The sequence below is a fragment of the Streptomyces sp. NPDC021020 genome (assembly GCF_044333285.1).
GTDB lineage: Bacteria > Actinomycetota > Actinomycetes > Streptomycetales > Streptomycetaceae > Actinacidiphila.
Genome location: NZ_JBIRQQ010000004.1, coordinates 207,530 through 225,674, shown reverse-complemented (window position 1 = coordinate 225,674; position 18,145 = coordinate 207,530). Strand labels below are relative to the sequence as shown.

The window sequence follows — 18,145 nt, the reverse complement described above, 5'->3', positions numbered from 1 at the left end:
GAATCGAAGAACACGCATCTCCGCCGGGGCGTCCCAGCTCACGGCAGGCGTCCTCGCCGCGTCGACCGCCAGGAGACCCGCGGCGGTCCCATCGCGGACTTCGCAGGCAGGGCCGGGCCTCCTCGGCGTTCCCCCGGTTACCCGGCGGACAGTCGGAGTTCTCCCGACCAGGACTCGCAGCGGACGCGGCCGGAGGCGAAGGCGACCTCCAGGGCGGTCCTGCCGGTTGCCGGGTCGGCCTCCTCGCGTACCGCCAGGATCGTCTCGCCGAGGTGCCGCGCGAACGGGGTCTCACCGCGGATCGCCGCCACCTCCACGCGGCCGGACTCGCCCATGTCGTAGCCCTCGGCCGGGGCCGACGTATCCACGATCAGGCACCAGTCCGATCCCGTCGTCACACGGGTGACCGTCTCCTCGCTGTCGATCAGCCACACGTCCAGTGGGCCGGACCGGCGCGCGGTGCCGTTCACGTGCCACGACGCGAGCACGCGCGCGAGACGCCGTTCGACCAGGTGGTCGGGGCTCGTCCCGGAACGGTGCACCGGGCATTCGTCAAGGCCTCGCGGTTCCATCCGTCGAGGGTACGAGGGCAGCCGCGCCGCTCGGGCCGGATGCCGGACGCCTCCGCGGGAGGCGGGACGTTGCCACCGTCCGGGGGCCGCGGGGATGATCGCGGGCATGATCGATACCGCTTTGCTGCTGCTCCCGCGACTGCGCGACGCCGGGATGGGGGATGTCGTCTCGGTCGAGCCGGTCACGGGTGGGCTGGCGGCGGTCGCGGGGGTGGCGCGGCGGGGGGACGGGGCGGAGGTGTTCGTCAAGGGGTTCGCGGAGGGTGAGGGCGGGGACGCCTTCGGGGCGGAGGCGGAAGGGCTCGGGGCGCTGCGGGAGGCGGGGGTCGCCACGCCGGAGGTCGTGTTCGCCGGGCGGGAGCTGCTGGTGCTGTCGGTGCTGCGGGACAGGCCGGACAGCGCGGCCTTCTGGGAGCGGTTCGCGCACGACCTCGCCCACCTGCACACGAGCACGCGGCAGTCGAGGTTCGGGTGGCACCGGGACAACTGGCTCGGGCGGCGGCGCCAGGTCAACACGTGGGAGGACGACGGGTTCGCGTTCTTCGCACAACACCGGCTGCTGCGCTGGCTGGACGAGCCGCGCGTCCGGGAGGCGCTGGACGCCGGGGACCGGGCGGCGCTGGAGCGGCTGTGCGAGCGGCTGCCCGAGCTGCTGCCGGGCGGCCCCGCGTGCCTGACGCACGGGGACCTGTGGGCGCAGAACGTCATGGCCGCGCCGGACGGGAGCCCCGCGCTGATCGACCCCGCCGTGTCGTACACCTGGGCCGAGGTCGACCTCGCCCACCTGTGGACGACCGCCCCACCGCCCGAGGCCGCGCGCTTCTTCGACCTCTACGCCGAACTCACCGGCCTGGACCGGGACTGGCGTACCCGCATGCCCGTCCTCCAGCTGCGCCAGCACCTCGCCGTCATCGCGCAGTTCGAGCCCGACTGGGGCGCCGCCGACCTCGTCCGCGCCACGCTCGCGCCCTTCAGGCGGCGGGGGTAAAAGCCGTTGCCGACGCGTCGGCCGCCTGGTGAAATGCGGGGCCACAGGGCGGAACGGGGAGGCGGGTTGGCGGTGTTCGGCTGCGCCGGTTGCGGCGCGGTGCTGACGGCGGCGGTGTCGCAGGTGGCCCTGCCGGTCCATGCGCGTGACACCCACTGGGAGGAGCTGCACCCGGCGCTCCTGGAGGCGGGGACCTACGCCGTGGACCCCGAACCGCACGGGCCGCCCTGGCGGTTGGGGGAGACGGTCGGGGCCGAGGAGGCGGCGGCCCGCGGGCTCTTCGCCCCGGTGAGGGCCGTGTCGGACGGCCCGCCCGGCACGGTCCTGCTCGCGCCCGGCGACATGCGCGGCACCGGGCTGATCGCGGAGCGGACCGAGGGCTACTGCCTGGGGATCAACAGCGGCCACGGGCCGAACCTCGCCTGCCTGGGCTGCGGCCTGCCGGTCGGCGGGCGGGACGACGACTGCGGGCACTGGCAGGTCGTCCGGCTCCTCCCGCAGGCGGTCGTCCGGCTGCCGGGCCCGCCGGAACGGCCCGTCCTGGACTGGGCGCAACTGCCGGTCGAAGGGGCGCCGTGGCAGGGGCTGAACGGCTACGAGGACATCCCGGCGGGCGCCGCGCTCGCCCATGTGGTGGCGGCGTCCGGCGGCAGGCCGGTCGGGGTGCCGCCGGGCCCGGTCGCCGAGCTGCTGGGCTGGGGCGTCGCGGCACTGCTGCCCGCCCGGGAGGGCGCGTCGCGGCCGGGAACGCACGGGCCGGGCAGCGCGGGCAGCGCCTTGCGGCCGGAAGCACGCGGGCCCAGCCGCGGGGACGGCGCCTTGCGGATGGACGTCGGCGGGCCGGGGGCGGGTGAGCCGGACGCCGAGCTGCTGCTCGTACCGATCCATCCGCAGACCGGCGAGGTGTGGCAGCCGCGCGGGGGCGCGGTGGCCCTGCCCGTCGAGGCCGCGCTCTGGGCCGCCATGGCCCTCCCGCGGGAGCGCACCCGGTTGCCGGTGGTCGGCGGCCTGCCCGTCGGGGAGGAGCGCGACGACCCGCTGCCGCCGCACCCGAGCGTGCCCTTCCGGCCGTCCCTCCAGGCCTTCCGGCACACCCTCGCGCGTATGCCCGCCGTCCGCGAGCCCTGGCTGCGGGCGCTGTACGACCGCGGGTGGTGACGAATCCGCAGGCGCGCGCCCCGCGCCTGCGGCACACTGCTCCCGTGCCCCGTGACACCTCCTCCCGCACCCGTGAGCTGCTGCTCGGGGCGCTCAACGCGGCCGTGCGGCGGCCCGGTGAGCACGGGGGGCTCGGGGTGGTGGCGCGGCTGCTGGGCGAGTTGGCGGCGAGGGAGCCGTGGGGCGGGGAGGCGGTGTGGCTTGCGGACACGAACGCGCGGCTCACGCCCTCGATGCTGCTGCGGGAGGGCTTCTCCGGGGCGGACGTGCATGTCGTCGCGTCGCAGTACGGCGAGGACGCGTACCGGCGGGGGTGGCTGCGGCTGGACCGGACGCTGACGGCGGGCGAGCACGCGGGGCTCGTCGCGGGGGTTCTCGGCTGGGCGGGGAGCGATCGCACGCTGCTGGACGTCGTCGGGGAGTTCGGGGCGCCGTCCGTCGTCTTCGGTCCCGCGGACCCGGGTCTTCCCAAGACACTCGGCTATGCCGCGCGGGAGCGTACGGAGCCCTTCGTCACCTTCCACCTCGGCGCCGCGGCGGAGGAGGCCGCGCTGCTCGCCGTCCGCGTGGACGACGGCTTCCTCGACGGGTGGGCGCTCACTCCGTGGGGGGAGAGCCGGTTCGGCTGAGCCCCGGGGGACGGGGGTCGAGGTGGCGGTGGTGGGGTGGGACGCGAGGTAGGGCGGCCAGGCCGAGGAGGGTCGCGGTCAGGCAGGCGGCGGCGCCGAGGGCGAGGGCCGCGCGGGGGCCGAGGTGTTCGGCGACGAGGCCGACGAGGGGGCCGCCGACGGGGGTGCTGCCGAGGAAGGTGACCGACCACAGGGCCATCACCCGGCCGCGGTAGGACGGGTCGGCGACCAGTTGCAGGGTGGTGTTGCCGGTGGCGAGGAAGGCCGTGCCGGACGCGCCCACACAGGCCAGCGCGGCCAGTTCGAGGGGCAGCCAGCGGATCGCGGCGGCCGCGGTGAGGGCGGCCGCGAAGCCGCCCGCGGCCACGACGAGCGGGGCCACGCCGACCCGGCCGCGGGCCGCCACCGCGAGGCCGCCCGCCACCGCTCCGGCGCCCATGACGGAAGTCATGAAGCCGTACGTACGCGCCCCGCCGTGCCCGCCCTCGCGGGCCAGCAGGGGCAGGACCACCTGGAATTCGTACGCCAGCGTGCCGATCAGCGCCATCATCGCCAGCGGCGCCCACAGCCCGGCGGTGCCGCGGACGTAGCGGAGCCCGGCGGCCAGCTGGCCGGTGGCGCGGGTGACGGCGGGGCCCGGACGGAGCCGGTCGGTGCGCATCGCGAGCAGCGCGGCGAGTACGGCGGCGTAGCTGGCGGCGTTGGCCAGGAAGCACACCCCGACGCCGACGGAGGCGATCAGGAGGCCCGCGACGGCCGGGCCCACGGCGCGGGCCGCATTGGTCATCACGCTGTTGAGGGCGACGGCGGGGCGCAGCAGCCGCGGGCCGACGATCTCGGGGACGAACGTCTGGCGGGTGGGGTTGTCGACCGCGTTGACCGTGCCCAGCGCGACGGCCAGCAGGACGACCATCCACAGCCGTACGGCGTGGGTGACGGTCAGCAGCCCGAGCGTTCCGGCGAGCAGCGCCAGCGCGGTCTGGGTGCCCAGCAGCAGGCGGCGCTTGTCGGCGCGGTCGGCGAGCAGCCCGCCGTACGGGCCGCCCAGCAGGACGGGCAGGAACTGCGCGGCCACCACCAGCCCGAGGACCGTCCCGGACCCGGTCAGCTCCACCACCAGCCAGGACTGGGCCACGGCCTGCATCCACGTCCCGACCAGGCTGACGCACTGCCCCGCCGCGTAGAGCCGGAAGTTCGGCTCCTGGAGGGCGACGAACGGGCCGCTGCCGCCGTGCCCGCTCGCCGGGGCCGTCATCGTGGCGGGGCACCTCTCGCGTCGGGAGCGCAGCCGCGGGGGCGCGGTGCGTCACCAGACGCTAACGGAGTGTCGCGAGCAGGAGAACGCTCCACGCGGGAGGCGCGGGCGCGGGGCGGCTCAGGAGTGCAGGCCCAGCTCCGTGGAGATCCGGCCGAGCGCGTCCAGGCGGCGCTGGAGGCTCGGGTGGGTGGACAGGACGCTTGCGAGCGGGGAGTCCTCGCGGAGGGCGGGGGTGAAGAAGAAGGCGTTGAAGGACCGGGCGGTGCGCAGATCCTCCGTCGGGATGCGGGCGATGTCGCCGCTGACCTTGACCAGCGCGGACGCCAGCTCCGAGGGGCGGCCGGTGAGCAGCGCGGCGGAACGGTCGGCGGCCAGCTCGCGGTAGCGGGACAGGGCCCGGGTCAGCAGGAAGCCCAGCAGATACGCGGCCGCGGACACGGCCATGACGAGGGCGAGCAGCGCGGCGGTGTTCTGGTCCTGGCGGCGGCCGCCGAACAGCTCGGAGTAGAAGGCGAACCGCACCAGCAGGCCCGCCAGCACCCCGATGAAGGACGCGATCGTGATGACGGCGACGTCCTTGTGCGCGACGTGGGACAGCTCGTGGGCCAGCACGCCCTCCAGCTCGCCCGCGTCGAGCCGCCGCAGCAGGCCTCTGGTCACGCACAGCACCGCGTGGTCGGCGTTGCGCCCGGTGGCGAACGCGTTCGGCAGGTCGGTGCCGGACACCGCGACCACGGGTTTGGGCATGTCGGCCAGCGCGCACAGCCGGTCGACGGCCCCGTGCAGCGCGGGCTCCTCCTCGGGGGTGACCGCGCGGGCGTGCATGGCGAACAGCGCGATCTTGTCGGAGAACCAGTACTGGGCGACGACCAGCGCGGCGACGATCAGCACCACGACCACGACGGACTTCAGCAGCGCGACGAGCGCGGCGACGAAGGCCACGTAGACCAGCCCGAGCAGGAGGAGGACGACCGCCATCCGCACGGACAGTTGCCGGTCGGGTGCGAAGCGGGAACGCATGACCGCTCACCTCTTCCCGCCGGTCCCCCGACCTTCTCGCGGGGACCGGTTTGGTCGGATTCGTCCTCCCTCCAGCATGCCGCTTTTCCGCCCGCCGTGCGCACGGTACGGGGCTCCCGGTCATGCGCACGGAAGCCCCCGTACCGGGTCAGGCGAGCCGGAGGAGGAGCTCGGCGAGTTCGGCGGGCATCGTGACCATGCAGTCGTGGCCGGTGGGAAGCTCCCAGACCTGGGACGGGCTGCCGTTGGGCTGCACCTCGGGGACCGGCTGCCGGGCGACGCCCTCCGGGGTGGCGCCGACGCAGTGGATGTGGGTGCGGGGGATCGCGTCCGCGGCGCGGTTGTCCCAGTGCACCGGCTGCTGGAAGGTCAGCGCCGGGGAGTCCGAGACGAAGGTGCGCAGCCACTCCTTGTCGGCCGGGTCGTTGACGCCGAACAGCCCGAAGGGGGGCGGCATCTCGGGCGGCGGCGGGATGCGCCAGCCGGTGCCGGAGGCGCGGGCGAAGTCGATCAGGCTCTGGGTCACGGGCTGCACGTCGACCGCGCGCTGGCCGTCCGCGGGCACCATCGCGTCGAGGTAGACCAGGTGCCCGATCCGCTCCGGTATCCGGTTGGCGACGGCGGACACGACCATGCCCGCGTAGCTGTGCCCGACGAGGACGACCCCGGTGAGGTCCTCGCCGGTGACGAGCCCGGCGATGTCGTCGGCGTGGGTCTCCAGGCCGACGTCCTCGCCGAGCAGGTGCGCCTTGTCGCCGTGCCCGGTCAGGGAGGGCGCGAGGACCCGGTGCCCGCCCTTCTCCAGCAGCGGCACCAGCCGCTCCCAGCACCGCCCGTCGTGCCACGAGCCGTGCACCAGGACGTACGTCGCGGGTTTCTGCGTCGTCGGGCTGCTCATGAGGACCTTCCTTCTCGGCGTGCGCACCTCCCGGGCCGGGGCCCGGCGATCGCGCGGGGCTGGCATGCTATTCAGCCGCGCCGCGGCTGTCCTCGTGCCGGAGGAGGGGCCACCCCCTGTTTCCGCCGATGCGTGCCCCCGCCAAATAGTCCGTGCCACAGGGTCGCCCCTGGGCGTAACGGGTCCTCCCCGAGCGGGAGTTGCCGACGCGCGGTGGTACGGGGCGGGCGCCGCGGTGGTACGGGGCGGGCGCCGCGGTTGACTTCGCCGTGCGCATGCCCTTCGATGCTGCTCGGCCCCGTTTCCGGGGCCGGTGAACTGATCACAGGACTTCTGCCCGGTGACGGAGTCGGTGCGGGGCGCGTGTCCCCACCCCGCGCCACCACTGGACGGTTCCAGGCGGTCGTCCACGGGTCGGTACGCACGGGCACCGGCGACCCGGGAGGCCGTCCCGCCGGGCAGCGAGAGGGAATCGCCGTGTCGACGGCGAACTACCGTGCCCTGCTGCGTACTCCCGGGGCCGCGGCGTTCTTCCTGCCCGCGCTGCTGGGACGGATCGGCGGCGCTATGACGGGACTCGGCATCGTCTGGCTCGTGCACGACCGGACCGGCTCCTTCGCCGCCGCCGGGGTGGTGAGCGGCGGCTTCGCGGTGGCGGAGGCGGTCGGGGCGCCCCAACTCGCCCGGCTCACCGACCGGTTCGGGCAGACCCGGGTGCTGCCGCCCGCGCTGCTCGGGCACGCCGCCGCGGTGGCCGCGCTCGTGGGCCTGGCCTCCGCGGACGCCCCGCGCCCGCTGCTGGCGCTGGGCGGTGCGGCGGTCGGGGCGAGTGTGCCGCAGCTCCCGGCGATGTCCGCGGCGCGCTGGGCGGCGCTGCTGCGCGGCAGCCGGGCGGCGGAGCTGCCCGCGGCCTTCGCGCTGGAGTCGGTCGGCAACGCGGTGTCCTACCTCGTGGGGCCCGCGCTGGTCAGCACCCTCGCGGCGGCCGGGCACCCGGCGGCGGGCAGCGCGCTGGCCACCGCCCTGACGGTCGGCGGCGGGCTGCTGCTCGCCGCCCGGCGCGGCAGCGCGCCCCCGCACACCGCCGACGGCGCCGCGCACGCCCGCGCGGGCCGGACGCTGCTGAGCGGCGGCCTGCTCGTCCTCCTCGGCCTCAACCTCGGCATCGGCGTCTATTTCGGCGCGATGCAGGTGTCGGTGACCGCCTTCGCCGTCGAGCACGGCGCGCCGGGGGCGGCGGCCCCGCTCTTCGCGGTCTCCAGCGGCAGCGGCCTGCTGGCCGGGTGGCTGTACGGGCTGCGCCGGTGGCGGGCCGCGCCGCCCGTACAACTGCGCGCCGTGACGGCCGTGCTGGCGCTCGGCGGACTCCTGCTGCTCGCCGCCGGCTCGCCCCTCGCGCTCGCACCCGCCGTGGTGGTGACCGGCGCCGCGGTCCCGCCGCTGCTGGCGCTCTTCTCGCTGCTGGCGGAGTCCGCGGCCGACCCGCGCGTCCTGACCCAGGCGTTCTCCTGGCTCGGGTCGGCGAGCGCGGCGGGCTCGGCGGCCGCGGCGGCGGCCGCCGGCTGGGCGGTCGACTCGGCGGGCGCCCGCGGCGGCTTCGCGCTGGCCGCGGGCGCGGGGGTGACGATGTGTGCGGTATCGCTGCGCTGGCTGGGGGCGGCGGTACGGGGCGGTCGTCCGCCGGGACCCGGTTGCGCGCGCAGCCCGCGCCCTTGAGGGGGTGCCACATGCCGTGAGCTTCCGGCGCACCCGCCGTGGGGGCTGGGCGCGCAGTTCCCCGCGCCCCCAGGTGGGGGCCACGTGCCGCGGGGCTTCGGCGCACCCGCCGTGGGGGCTGGGCGCGCAGTTCCCCGCGCCCCCAGGTGGGGGCCACGTGCCGCGGGGCTTCGGCGCACCCGCCGTGGGGGCTGGGCGCGCAGTTCCCCGCGCCCCCGGGCGGGTGCCACGTGCCGCGGGGCTTCGGCGCACCCGCCGTGGGGGCTGGGCGCGCAGTTCCCCGCGCCCCCGGGCGGGTGCCACGTGCCGCGGGGCTTCGACGCACCCGCCGCGGGGGCCGGGCGCGCAGTTCCCCGCGCCCCCAGGTGGGTGCCACATACCGCCGACCTTCGGCGCACCCGCCGCGGGGGCCGGGCGCGCAGTTCCTCGCGCCCCTGGGTGGGCGCCACCTGCCGCCGGCCCCCGGCGGACCGTCCCCTACGCCGGCGGGCGGCGTCTGCCGCGGATGCGGAGCCAGACGTCGCGGGCGTGGCGGCCCGCCGCCGTGCGGCTGCGGGCGACGAGGCGGCGGGCCTGGCCCGGGGTCTCGACCATCGCGCGGGAGCCGGCCAGCGGTTTGCCCGCCGTCTCGCGCAGGTAGAGCGTGGAGACGCAGCCGACCACGCCCGCGACCATCAGGTAGTACGCCGGGACCATCGCGTCGCCGGTCGCCTCCACCAGCGCCGAGGCGACCAGCGGGGTGGTGCCGCCGAAGAGGGAGACGGAGAGGTTGAAGGCGATCGACAGGGCCCCGTAGCGGATGCGGGTCGGGAAGAGGGCGGGCAGCGTCGCCGCCGAGGTGCCCGCGAAGGAGGCGAGCAGCAGGCCCAGGATCGCGCAGCCGGCCGCGGGGAGCAGGATGCCGCCCTGCCGGATCAGGACGAACGCGGGCGCGGAGAGGGCGATGAGCGCGATGCTGCCGGTCATGAACACCGGCCGCCGCCCCCACCGGTCGGACGTGCGGCCCACCGCGGTGATGGTCAGCACCACCAGCAGCATGGTGCCGAGCACGAGCAGCTGCGCGGTGGTGTCGCCGAAGTCGAGCGTGGACGTCATGTACGTCGGCAGGTAGGACGTCACCATGTAGTTGGTGACGTTGTAGAGCAGCACCAGCCCGATGCAGATCATGATGGCCTGCCAGTGGCCGGTGAAGATGTCCTTCAGCCGGCCGCGCCCGGACTGCCGGGCCTCGTCGACGGGGCTGCCCTCGCCCGGCACGTTCCGGGCCGCCTCCTCGACCTCCGCCTTGAAGGCCGGGGTGTCCTCCAGCTTGAGCCGCATGTAGAGGCCGGTCACACCGAGCGGCCCGGCGACCAGGAAGGGGATGCGCCAGGCCCAGTCCTGGAGGCTCTGCGAGCCGAGGGTGACGGTCAGCACGGTGACCAGGCCGGAGCCCATCGAATAGCCGATGAAGGTGCCGAAGTCGAGCCAGCTGCCGAGGAAGCCGCGCCGCCGGTCGGGCGCGTACTCGGCGATGTACGTGGTCGCGCCCGCGTACTCGCCGCCGGTGGAGAAGCCCTGCACGAGCCGGCACAGCAGCAGCAGGACCGGCGCGAGGTAGCCCACGGCCGCGTACGTCGGCAGCAGGCCGACCGCGAGGGTGCTCGCGGCCATCATGATCATGGTGATCGCCAGCACCCGCTGCCGGCCGATCCGGTCGCCGAGCGGGCCGAAGACGAGGCCGCCGAGCGGGCGTACGAGGAAGGCGGCGGCGAAGGTCGCGAAGGTCGAGATGACCTGGGTGCCGGGTGAGCTGGAGGGGAAGAAGACCTTGCCGAGGGTGTCGGCGAGGTAGGCGTAGACGCCGAAGTCGAACCACTCCATGGTGTTGCCGAGCGCGGCCGCGCCCACCGCGAGCCGCACCTTCGGCAGGTCGGCGACGGCGACGTCCTCCGGGCCCAGCGGCCGCTTCCGGCGCCGCAGCAGGGAGCGGTGAAGCCGGTCGACCCGCTCACCCGAGCGCCGCGGCCCGGCCCCCGTCCCGCCGGGCCCTCTGCGCAGGTTCACTCGCCGCCCCTCCTCAGCTCCTCCTCCACCGGTACGCGGACCGCGCACGGCGGCCGTACGGGGACGTACGGCCGCCGTGCGCGGCGGTCACGCGGTGCTTGCGGTGCTCGCGGTGCTCGCGGGCCGGGTCAGCACCAGGGCACGGTGCCGAGGTTGACGACGTAGCGGGCGGCGAGCCAGCCGGTGCGGTCGTGGAGCTTGTACCAGCGCGGGTTGCCGTCCACGGTCTGGCCGTTGACCTTGCAGGAGATGTGGACGATCGCGCCGGGCGGGTAGCTGCCCAGCGCCGCCGAGGCGGTGGTCGCGGCCGCGCGGATGGTGAGCGGCAGCTTGGACACGACCTGCCCGTCGACGTACGCGTTCCGCGCGGTGGCGGGCGCGGCCTGACCCGACGGACCGGCGGCGGCCGCGCCGGCCGGGGCGACGGCGCCGAACAGGCTCAGGGCGGCGGCCCCGGCGGTGAGGGCGAGGGTGGTCAACGGCTTCTGCGTGGCGAACGGCGGCATGACGTCCTTCCTGCTGTGGGACCCCCGCCGGGCGCACCCGGCGGCTCGCGGAACGTTTCCCCGCCCGCCGAGCCTCCTCCCCGCACCCCGCCGCCGGGCCGAGCCGTGCCGCGAAGCCCCTCCGTCGGCGCACACGCCGCAACCCGATCGGCGGTCCACCGTCACGTTGACCCGGTGTGCACACTCAGTGTATACACCGAGTGTGAACGTACCGATGACACTCCTCGGGCTCCTGGAACGGCAGTCGAGCCATGGATACGACCTCAAGCGGGATTACGACACGTACTTCAGCCCCGGCAAGCCGCTGCTGCTGGGGCAGGTGTACTCGACGCTCGGGCGGTTGGCCCGGGACGGGAAGGTGGTGGTGGGGGCCGCGGAGCCGGGGGCGGGGCCGGAACGGAAGCGGTATGTGATCACCGACCAGGGGGCCACGGAGGTCGAGACGTGGCTCACCGAGCCGGTGGAGACCGAGCAGCACCTGCAGACGGAGCTGTTCACCAAGGTCGTGCTCGCGCTGATGCTGGAGCGCGACGCGTCGGCGTACCTGGACCTCCAGCGGGCCGCGCATGTGCGGAGGATGCGCGAGCTCACCGAGATCAAGCGGAACGGGCCGCTGGTCGACAAGCTGCTCGCCGACCACGGCATGTTCCGGCTGGAGGCCGACCTGCGGTGGATCGACGTCACGCAGGCCCGGCTGTCCGCGCTCGCGCAGGAGGTGCTGGGATGAGCGGGGGCGACGGGGGCGCGGGCTTCCTGGAGGCGCGGGGCGTCGAGCTGGCCTTCGGGCGGACGCCCGCGCTGCGCGGCGCGGACCTGGCCGTGGGGCGCGGCGAGATCGTGGCGATCATGGGCCCGAGCGGCTCGGGCAAGTCGACGCTGCTGCACTGCCTGGCCGGGATCCTCGTGCCGGACGCCGGCGAGGTGCTCTTCGACGGCCGCCGGGTGGACCGGATGCGCGAGCCGCAGCGCAGCGAGCTGCGCCGCGACCGCTTCGGCTTCCTCTTCCAGTTCGGCCAGCTGGTGCCGGAGCTGACGGCGGAGGAGAACGTCGCGATGCCGCTGCTGCTGAGCGGTACGCGGCGCGGGCCCGCGCTCGCCGAGGCGCGCGGCTGGTTCGCCCGGCTCGGGCTCGACGGGCTGGAGCGGCGCCGTTCCGGGGAGCTGTCGGGCGGTCAGGCCCAGCGGGTCGCGCTGGCCCGCGCGATGGCGGGCAGCCCGGACGTGCTGTTCGCCGACGAGCCGACCGGCGCACTGGACTCGCTGACCGGCGAGCAGGTCATGGAGCTGCTGGTCGGCACCGTCCGGGAGAACGGCACCACCGCGGTCATCGTCACGCACGAGGCCCGGGTCGCCGCGTGCGCCGACCGCGAGGTCATGGTGCGCGACGGCCGCGTCACCACCCCGGCGCTCGGCGGGAGCCGCACGTGATACGCCTCGGCCTGCGGATGGCGCTCGGAACGGGACGGGACGCCCTGCTGCGGCTGGCCGTGATCGCGGCCGCGGTCGCGCTCGGCGTCGGCATGCTGCTGGCCACGCTCGCCGCGCTCAACGCCACCGGCACGCAGAACGCCCGCAACGGCTGGCTCAACACCGGCCGGGTGCCCGCCCAGGCGCAGCCCGGCGCCGACCCGCTGTGGTGGCGGATCGGCGCGGACGGCTTCCAGGGCAAGCTGGTGGGCCGGGTCGACGTGGCCGCGACCGGCCCGCACTCCCCCGTACCGCCGGGCATGCCGCGGCTGCCGGGGCCGGGCGAGTTCTACGCCTCGCCCGCGATGGCCGAGCTGCTGCGCGACACCCCGGCCGCGCAGCTCGCCGACCGCTACCCGGGCACGCTCGCCGGGATCATCGGCAAGGCGGCGCTGCCCGGCCCCGGCTCGCTCGTCATCGTGGTCGGGCACCGCCCGGACGAGCTGGCCGGGCAGCGCGACGCGACCGAGGTGACGGCCATCACCTCGTCCTCGCCGAGCAGTTGCAGCGGTCCGAGCTGCGCGGTGGGCACCAACGACAACGGCATGAAGCTGGTCCTGTCGGTCGTCGCCGCGGCCATGATCTTCCCGGTGCTGGTGCTCATCGGCACCGCCACCCGGCTGTCGGCGGCCGCACGCGAGCAGCGCTTCGCGGCGATGCGGCTGGTCGGGGCGACACCCCGGCAGATCGCGGTGGTCTCGACGGTCGAGTCGACGGTGGCGGCGGCCGCGGGCGTCGCGGTGGGCTTCGGCCTCTTCGCGGCGCTGCGGCCGCTGCTGGTGCGGGTCGACTTCACCCGCACGCCGTTCTACCTCTCCGACCTGTCGCTGTCGGCCGCCGACATCGCGGTGGTCGCGGTGGGGGTGCCGCTCGCGGCGGCGGTGTCGGCGCGGCTGGCGCTGCGCCGGGTGCGGATCTCGCCGCTCGGTGTCACCCGCCGCACCACGCCGCGCCCGCCGCGCGCCTACCGGCTGATCCCGCTGGTGGCGGGGCTGGTGGAGCTGGCGTGCTTCATCGGCCACCGGCCGGCGACCAGTACGGGGCAGGTGCGGGCCTTCCTGCCCGGCATCCTGGTCGTGCTGGGCGGGCTGGTGGTGGCCGGGCCGTGGCTGACGATGGCGGGCGCGCGGCTGATGGCCGGACGCGCCCGGCGGCCCGCCGGGCTGGTCGCGGGGCGGCGGCTGTCGGACGACCCCAAGGCGGGCTTCCGGGCGGTGAGCGGGCTGGTCCTCGCGCTGTGCGTGACGACCACCGCGGTCGGGATCATCGACGCGATCGTGCACGAACGCGGGCTGCCGGGCGTCGGGAAAACGGTACGGGACACGGTGGCGAGCGACCACCGGGACTTCGCCGACGGCCGCACCGTCGGCACCGCCGCCACCCCGCCGGACAGCGTGCTCGCGGCGCTGCGCGCGGTGCCCGGCGTCGGGGGCGTCCTCGTCGTCCACGCCGACCCGACCGGCGGCGACCGGAGGGTCCCCTTCAGCGGCGGGCTGGTGGACTGCGCCCAGCTGGCCGCGACGCCGGTGTACGGGGCCTGCCCGCCGGGCGCGCGGACGGCGTCCTTCACCACCGGGGTCGACTCGTACGGCCTCGGCGACCGGGGCCCGTGGCCGTCGAGGTGGCCCGCCGCCACGACCACGCCGGACGAGCTGCGGGCGCTGCCGGTCGTGCAGGTCGCCGTCACCACGGACGGCTCGCGGGCCGCCGTCGAGACCGCGCGCACGCTGCTGGCGCGGGCCTACCCGGCCGACGACCCGCCGTACACCGTCGCCGAGGACCGCGCCGCGAAGTCGCAGGCGCTGGACAGCTACCGGCGGCTCGCCGACGTCGTCATCGCGGTGAGCTTCCCGATCGCCGGGTGCAGCCTCGCGGTCGCGGTGGCGGGCGGGATCGGCGACCGCAAGCGGCCCTTCAGCCTGCTGCGGCTGACCGGGGTGCGGCTGCGGACGCTGCGCCAGGTCGTCCTGCTGGAGAGCACGGTGCCGCTGCTGGCGGTCGCGGTGGTGGCGATCGGCACCGGATTCCTGGCCGCGCAGCTCTTCCTGAAGGCGCAGCTGGACTACGCGCTCCAGCCGCCGGGCGCCGGGTACTACTCGATGGTCGCCGGCGGGATCGCCGCGGCGCTCGCCGTGATCGGGGCGACGCTGCCGCTGCTGAAGCGCGTCACCGGACCGGAGAACGCGCGCAACGAGTGACGGGGCCCCGCGCGGGACCCGGATCGCGCCATCCGCCGGCCGGCGGGTGGCGCGATCGCGTCCCCGCTGCGAGGGGGGGCTGCGAAGGGGCCGTACGGGCAGACCAATCGGCCGGGTGACCGACGTTGTCAGGGTGCCGTCCTGGGGCGTTGCCGCGTCTTATGGTGTAGACCAATTTCCCGCGGCGGGGCCGGAGGTGAGCCACAGGACAGGCCTGCAACCAGGCACGATACGTAAAGGTCCAGACCTGATTGGTCCAGACCCTTGCGTCAGCTGACGGTGAGTGCCACCGTACTGGGCAACCCCGCTCGGGTGTCGTGCGGAGGAACGGCCGGCCGCCGCCGGCAGGCTCCGCACCCGAAACGGCACCCGAGCGCCGTACGCGTCGACGAGGTAACAGCGACCGGTGCAGCGCACCGCGCCGCCGTGCCCCCACCGGCCCGCGGTGCCCGCCGCGGGCTGCACGCCTGCTCGTTCGCGATCGAAGGGATCGTCCACACCATGCGCGGAATCACCATGCGCGGAAAGTCCACCGGGCTCGGCATCACCGCCGGCCTCGGCACCGTCGCCCTGCTCGCCGGGCTCGCCACCTTCGCCGGTGGCGGTACGGCCTCGGCCGACCCGAACACCACCACCGCCGTCAGCTCCGGCCCGTCCAGCTGGACGCAGGCCACCGCGACCGGCCAGCCCTCGCAGTACAGCTCCTCCCTGGAGCGCTGCGCCAACGGCGTCGACCACCCGCTCAGCGGCGCCAACCCCATCCTCGGCGAGCCGCTGAACACGCAGTTCAGCAGCAACGTCGGGCTGTCGGAACAGGTCACCTTCGCCGGCAACCAGTGGTACGGCGACTGGAACTTCGTCTTCACCAACACCTCCTCGCAGACGCTCTCCACCGACTGCGCGGTGCTGGTCTTCCGGGCGCCGTCCGGCTCCGACGACCACAGCTACACCTCCACCCAGGCCTACGGGCACCCGCAGCAGGACTACCTGGAGGTGCCGCGGGGCGACGGGACGTCGTTCTACATCGCCCGGCTCGGCTTCCACGACGTCACGCTCGCGGAGCGCCAGGTCGCGCCCGGGCAGTCCTTCACGTACACCTTCGGCGGGGTCCCGTCGTCGGCGATCACCAACGACCAGATCCGCGACTCGCTGAAATTCACGGCCGATCTGGACCTCAAGGCCAACGAGTCGCTGATCGAGCACTACGGCACCGACCGCCTCACCAACTGAGGGCCCGCGGACGGCCGTTGTCAGGCCGTCTCCCTGACCCCGGGGGCGGGCGCCCGGTGCGTGTGGCGCCCGCCCCCGGCCGTATCCACGGACGGACGAAGGAGGGTGCGCGGTGGTGCGCGTACCGAAGCGATGGGTGGCCCTCGGCGTGGCCGCCGCGGCGGTCGCCACGGCGGCGGCCGTACGGTCCGGCGGGTCCGCGCACGGCGAGAACGGCGCGGACGCCGCTGCCGGGCAGCAGGCACTCGCCGTCGCCCGCCAGGAGTTCGGCCGGCTGTCCGGCGGGGATTGGGCGGGCGCCTGGCAGTTGTGGACGGCCGCCGCGCAACAGGCCGTCCCCCAGGAGGAGTTCGTCCGCGTCAACACGCAGTGCCGGCCCGCGCTGGGTGTCCCGTACGTGCTCGGCACCGGTTCCCGTACCGGCCCCGAGGCCTTCCGTGTCGAGTGGACCCACGCCGGTGCGGCGGGCAGCAGCACCCTGCAACTGGCCGCCGGGCGCTGGCACTTCGCCCCCGACCCGCAGACCCTCGCCGACTTCCGGCTCGGCGCCGACCATGTCGTGCAGCAGCGCCGCGCGAGCGGGTCGTGCCACTGAGGGCCGGGCGGGCGCCCCTGCGTAACGTGCTGCGGCGCCTGGCGGCGGGGGCCGCGCTCGCCGGCGCCGCGCTGCTCGTGCTGCTCGCGCTGCCCGGTACGGCCGGGGCGCACGCCGACCTCGTACGGTCCTCGCCCGCCGACGGGGCGGTGCTCTCCGCCGAGCCGCGGCAGGTGACGCTGGTCTTCTCGGAGGAGATCGCGCTCCGGCTCAGCTCCGTACGCGTCGTCGGTCCCGGCGGGCGCCGCGTCGACGAGGGCGCGCCGACCGCCGCCGGGCCGGGCGGCGACCGGATGAGCGTCCGGCTCGCGCCCGAGACGCGGCCCGGCACGTACGTGCTGAGCTGGCGCACCACCGCGACCGACGACGGCCACACCACCACCGGCGCCCTCACCTTCTCCGTCGGCGCCCCCTCGGCGCACTCCGCGGCCGCCCCGGCGGGCACGAACCGCCTCACCGACGCCGCCCTCGACACCGCGGTCTGGCTCGGCTTCGCGGGCCTCGCCGCGATGGTCGGCTTCACGGCGGTCCGCGCGTGCTGCCTGCCGCAGGCGTACGAGGACGCGCCGGCCGGCGCGGGCGCGGGCGGCGCCGCGCCGCCCGCGGCCGACGCCCCGCAAGTCCCCGGCAGGGCGCGGAAAACCGCGGCGGCCGTCGCCGAGGACCCCGGGCGAGCAGCACGGACCGGCGCGGACGGCACGGACGACCCGGTCGGCGCTGCCGCCGCAGGCAGCGCCGCCGGGGCCCGGGTGCCGCCCGGCCCGGACGGCCCCGGCGGCGCGGAGCCGCGTACGGGTACGGGGGCTGTCGCGGAAGACCCCGGCGCGGGCCGCGTCAGCACCGCCACCGCGCGCCATGTCGGGGTCGACGTCGTGCACGCCGCGCCCGGCGGTCCTGCGCCGGGGAACTCCTGGGCGGGGGTGCGGTGGCCGGCGGCCGTGGGGTGGGCCGCGGTGCTGGTCGGCGCCGTCGCGCAGCTCCTCGTCTACGGGCCGGCCACGCAGGGCGGGTCCCTCGCCCGCGTCGGGGACCGCTCGCTGCTGTCGGCGACGCTGAGCACCCATGTGGGGCACACGCTCGTCGCCCGGGTGATGCTGCTCGCGCTGACCGCGGTGGTCGGCGAGCAGATCCTGCGGCACCGGCGGGCGGGCGCGGCCGGTGCGGTGCCGCTGGCGCTGCTGCTCGCGCTGACGTGGAGCGAGATCAGCCACGCCCCGACCGAGCCGCTCGCGCCGCTCGCCGTGCTCGTCACCACGCTGCACGTCACGGCGATGGCTGTGTGGGCGGGCGGTGTGGCGACCCTGGCCGTGCTGCTGGTCCGCCACCGCGAACCCGAACTGGCCCGCGCCGCGCGGCGTTTCACCCGCCTCGCGCTCGCCGCGGTGGGCGCGCTGGTCGCGACCGGCACGTACCAGGCCTGGCGTCTGCTCGGCAGCTTCGGCGCCCTCACCGGCACGCACTACGGCCGCCTGCTGCTGCTGAAGACCGCCCTCGTCCTCGCCGTCCTCGCGGCGGCGGCCCTGCGCCACACCCGCGGCTCTGCGGCCGCAGCCGCCGCTGCCCACGCCGCCTCCGCCGCGAGCGACGGCACCCGCTCCGCGGTGAACAGGCCCTCCACCGCCCGCTCGCCCGCCGCACCCGGCGGGCCCACCGGCCCGGCCACGCCCGCCGTGTCCGGCGACTCCGCCGTGTCCGCCGTGTCCGCCCCCGCCCGTACCGTCCTGACCGAACTGGCGGGCCTCACCGCCGTCCTGGTCGTCACCGTCCTGCTGACCTCCACCGCCCCGGCCGCGCACACCGGCTCGCCCGGTGCCGTGGTCGCCCCGGCGGCCCGCGCGGCGCCCTGATACGAGGCCCGTCCGGC

16 protein-coding genes are annotated in these 18,145 nt (G+C 75.9%); 10 read left to right on the top strand and 6 right to left on the bottom strand.

Features of this window, described 5'->3' with window-relative positions; genetic code table 11:
* Positions 1 to 137: 137 nt before the first annotated feature.
* Positions 138 to 572 carry a hypothetical protein gene (locus tag ACH4SL_RS12960; protein ID WP_398444482.1) on the bottom strand — a complete coding sequence of 145 codons (435 nt, stop codon included), beginning with the start codon at positions 570 to 572 and terminating at the stop codon, positions 138 to 140.
* Between the two features lie 106 nt (positions 573 to 678).
* On the opposite strand from ACH4SL_RS12960, the gene ACH4SL_RS12955 reads away from it, so the two are divergent.
* From ACH4SL_RS12955 to ACH4SL_RS12945, 3 genes are all read left to right on the top strand, one after another.
* Positions 679 to 1,560: a fructosamine kinase family protein gene (locus ACH4SL_RS12955; protein WP_398444480.1), complete on the top strand. Its 882-nt coding sequence runs from the start codon at positions 679 to 681 to the stop codon at positions 1,558 to 1,560.
* A 72-nt stretch (positions 1,561 to 1,632) separates the two neighbouring features.
* Positions 1,633 to 2,718, top strand: coding sequence for a hypothetical protein (locus ACH4SL_RS12950; protein ID WP_398445309.1), 1,086 nt, complete (start codon positions 1,633 to 1,635; stop codon positions 2,716 to 2,718).
* Between the two features lie 44 nt (positions 2,719 to 2,762).
* On the top strand, positions 2,763 to 3,347 hold the full coding sequence (locus ACH4SL_RS12945; protein WP_398444477.1) for a hypothetical protein: 585 nt from the start codon (positions 2,763 to 2,765) through the stop codon (positions 3,345 to 3,347).
* On the opposite strand, the gene ACH4SL_RS12940 is transcribed toward ACH4SL_RS12945, so the two are convergent.
* The 3 genes from ACH4SL_RS12940 to ACH4SL_RS12930 form a co-directional block, all read right to left on the bottom strand.
* Positions 3,316 to 4,602 carry an MFS transporter gene (locus tag ACH4SL_RS12940; protein ID WP_398444475.1) on the bottom strand — a complete coding sequence of 429 codons (1,287 nt, stop codon included), beginning with the start codon at positions 4,600 to 4,602 and terminating at the stop codon, positions 3,316 to 3,318. The two genes, ACH4SL_RS12945 and ACH4SL_RS12940, sit on opposite strands and share 32 nt — an antisense overlap.
* Before the next feature lie 120 nt (positions 4,603 to 4,722).
* A complete protein-coding gene (gene htpX / locus ACH4SL_RS12935; protein ID WP_398444473.1) occupies positions 4,723 to 5,625 on the bottom strand; it encodes a zinc metalloprotease HtpX in 903 nt (300 codons plus the stop codon).
* A 148-nt stretch (positions 5,626 to 5,773) separates the two neighbouring features.
* Complete coding sequence (locus ACH4SL_RS12930; protein ID WP_398444471.1) at positions 5,774 to 6,523, bottom strand: alpha/beta fold hydrolase; 750 nt, start codon at positions 6,521 to 6,523, stop codon at positions 5,774 to 5,776.
* 477 nt (positions 6,524 to 7,000) lie between these two features.
* Here ACH4SL_RS12930 and ACH4SL_RS12925 point away from each other — a divergent pair, with 477 nt between their 5' ends.
* Positions 7,001 to 8,239 carry an MFS transporter gene (locus tag ACH4SL_RS12925; protein ID WP_398444469.1) on the top strand — a complete coding sequence of 413 codons (1,239 nt, stop codon included), beginning with the start codon at positions 7,001 to 7,003 and terminating at the stop codon, positions 8,237 to 8,239.
* A 477-nt stretch (positions 8,240 to 8,716) separates the two neighbouring features.
* Here the strand turns inward: ACH4SL_RS12925 and proP are convergent, their stop codons facing one another.
* Together proP and ACH4SL_RS12915 are read right to left on the bottom strand one after the other, a co-directional pair.
* Positions 8,717 to 10,204, bottom strand: coding sequence for a glycine betaine/L-proline transporter ProP (gene proP / locus ACH4SL_RS12920; protein WP_398445307.1), 1,488 nt, complete (start codon positions 10,202 to 10,204; stop codon positions 8,717 to 8,719).
* 209 nt (positions 10,205 to 10,413) lie between these two features.
* Positions 10,414 to 10,791: an SH3 domain-containing protein gene (locus ACH4SL_RS12915; protein WP_398444467.1), complete on the bottom strand. Its 378-nt coding sequence runs from the start codon at positions 10,789 to 10,791 to the stop codon at positions 10,414 to 10,416.
* Positions 10,792 to 10,993: 202 nt separating this feature from the next.
* Here ACH4SL_RS12915 and ACH4SL_RS12910 point away from each other — a divergent pair, with 202 nt between their 5' ends.
* From ACH4SL_RS12910 to ACH4SL_RS12885, 6 genes are all read left to right on the top strand, one after another.
* The gene (locus ACH4SL_RS12910) at positions 10,994 to 11,518 is read left to right on the top strand and encodes a PadR family transcriptional regulator (protein WP_398444465.1); all 525 of its coding nucleotides are present in this window, start codon (positions 10,994 to 10,996) and stop codon (positions 11,516 to 11,518) included.
* Positions 11,515 to 12,219 (top strand): ABC transporter ATP-binding protein, encoded by a 705-nt coding sequence (locus tag ACH4SL_RS12905; RefSeq protein WP_398444463.1) that lies wholly within the window; start codon positions 11,515 to 11,517, stop codon positions 12,217 to 12,219. Before ACH4SL_RS12910 ends, ACH4SL_RS12905 begins: the two co-directional genes overlap by 4 nt.
* On the top strand, positions 12,216 to 14,456 hold the full coding sequence (locus tag ACH4SL_RS12900; RefSeq protein ID WP_398444461.1) for an FtsX-like permease family protein: 2,241 nt from the start codon (positions 12,216 to 12,218) through the stop codon (positions 14,454 to 14,456). The genes ACH4SL_RS12905 and ACH4SL_RS12900 overlap by 4 nt, the downstream gene beginning before the upstream one ends.
* Before the next feature lie 501 nt (positions 14,457 to 14,957).
* On the top strand, positions 14,958 to 15,686 hold the full coding sequence (locus tag ACH4SL_RS12895; protein ID WP_398444459.1) for a hypothetical protein: 729 nt from the start codon (positions 14,958 to 14,960) through the stop codon (positions 15,684 to 15,686).
* Between the two features lie 115 nt (positions 15,687 to 15,801).
* A complete protein-coding gene (locus ACH4SL_RS12890; protein ID WP_398444457.1) occupies positions 15,802 to 16,281 on the top strand; it encodes a hypothetical protein in 480 nt (159 codons plus the stop codon).
* 26 nt (positions 16,282 to 16,307) lie between these two features.
* Positions 16,308 to 18,128, top strand: a complete 1,821-nt coding sequence (locus tag ACH4SL_RS12885) for a copper resistance protein CopC (protein WP_398444455.1) — start codon at positions 16,308 to 16,310, stop codon at positions 18,126 to 18,128.
* Positions 18,129 to 18,145 lie beyond the last annotated feature (17 nt).

Coding starts and splice junctions, on each gene's coding strand:
- ACH4SL_RS12915 (WP_398444467.1), bottom strand. CDS start 10,791: ATGCCGCCGTTCGCCACGCAGAAGCCGTTGACCACCCTCGCCCTCACC.
- ACH4SL_RS12905 (WP_398444463.1), top strand. CDS start 11,515: ATGAGCGGGGGCGACGGGGGCGCGGGCTTCCTGGAGGCGCGGGGCGTC.
- ACH4SL_RS12930 (WP_398444471.1), bottom strand. CDS start 6,523: ATGAGCAGCCCGACGACGCAGAAACCCGCGACGTACGTCCTGGTGCAC.
- htpX (WP_398444473.1), bottom strand. CDS start 5,625: ATGCGTTCCCGCTTCGCACCCGACCGGCAACTGTCCGTGCGGATGGCG.
- ACH4SL_RS12960 (WP_398444482.1), bottom strand. CDS start 572: ATGGAACCGCGAGGCCTTGACGAATGCCCGGTGCACCGTTCCGGGACG.
- ACH4SL_RS12895 (WP_398444459.1), top strand. CDS start 14,958: ATGCGCGGAATCACCATGCGCGGAAAGTCCACCGGGCTCGGCATCACC.
- ACH4SL_RS12940 (WP_398444475.1), bottom strand. CDS start 4,602: ATGACGGCCCCGGCGAGCGGGCACGGCGGCAGCGGCCCGTTCGTCGCC.
- ACH4SL_RS12955 (WP_398444480.1), top strand. CDS start 679: ATGATCGATACCGCTTTGCTGCTGCTCCCGCGACTGCGCGACGCCGGG.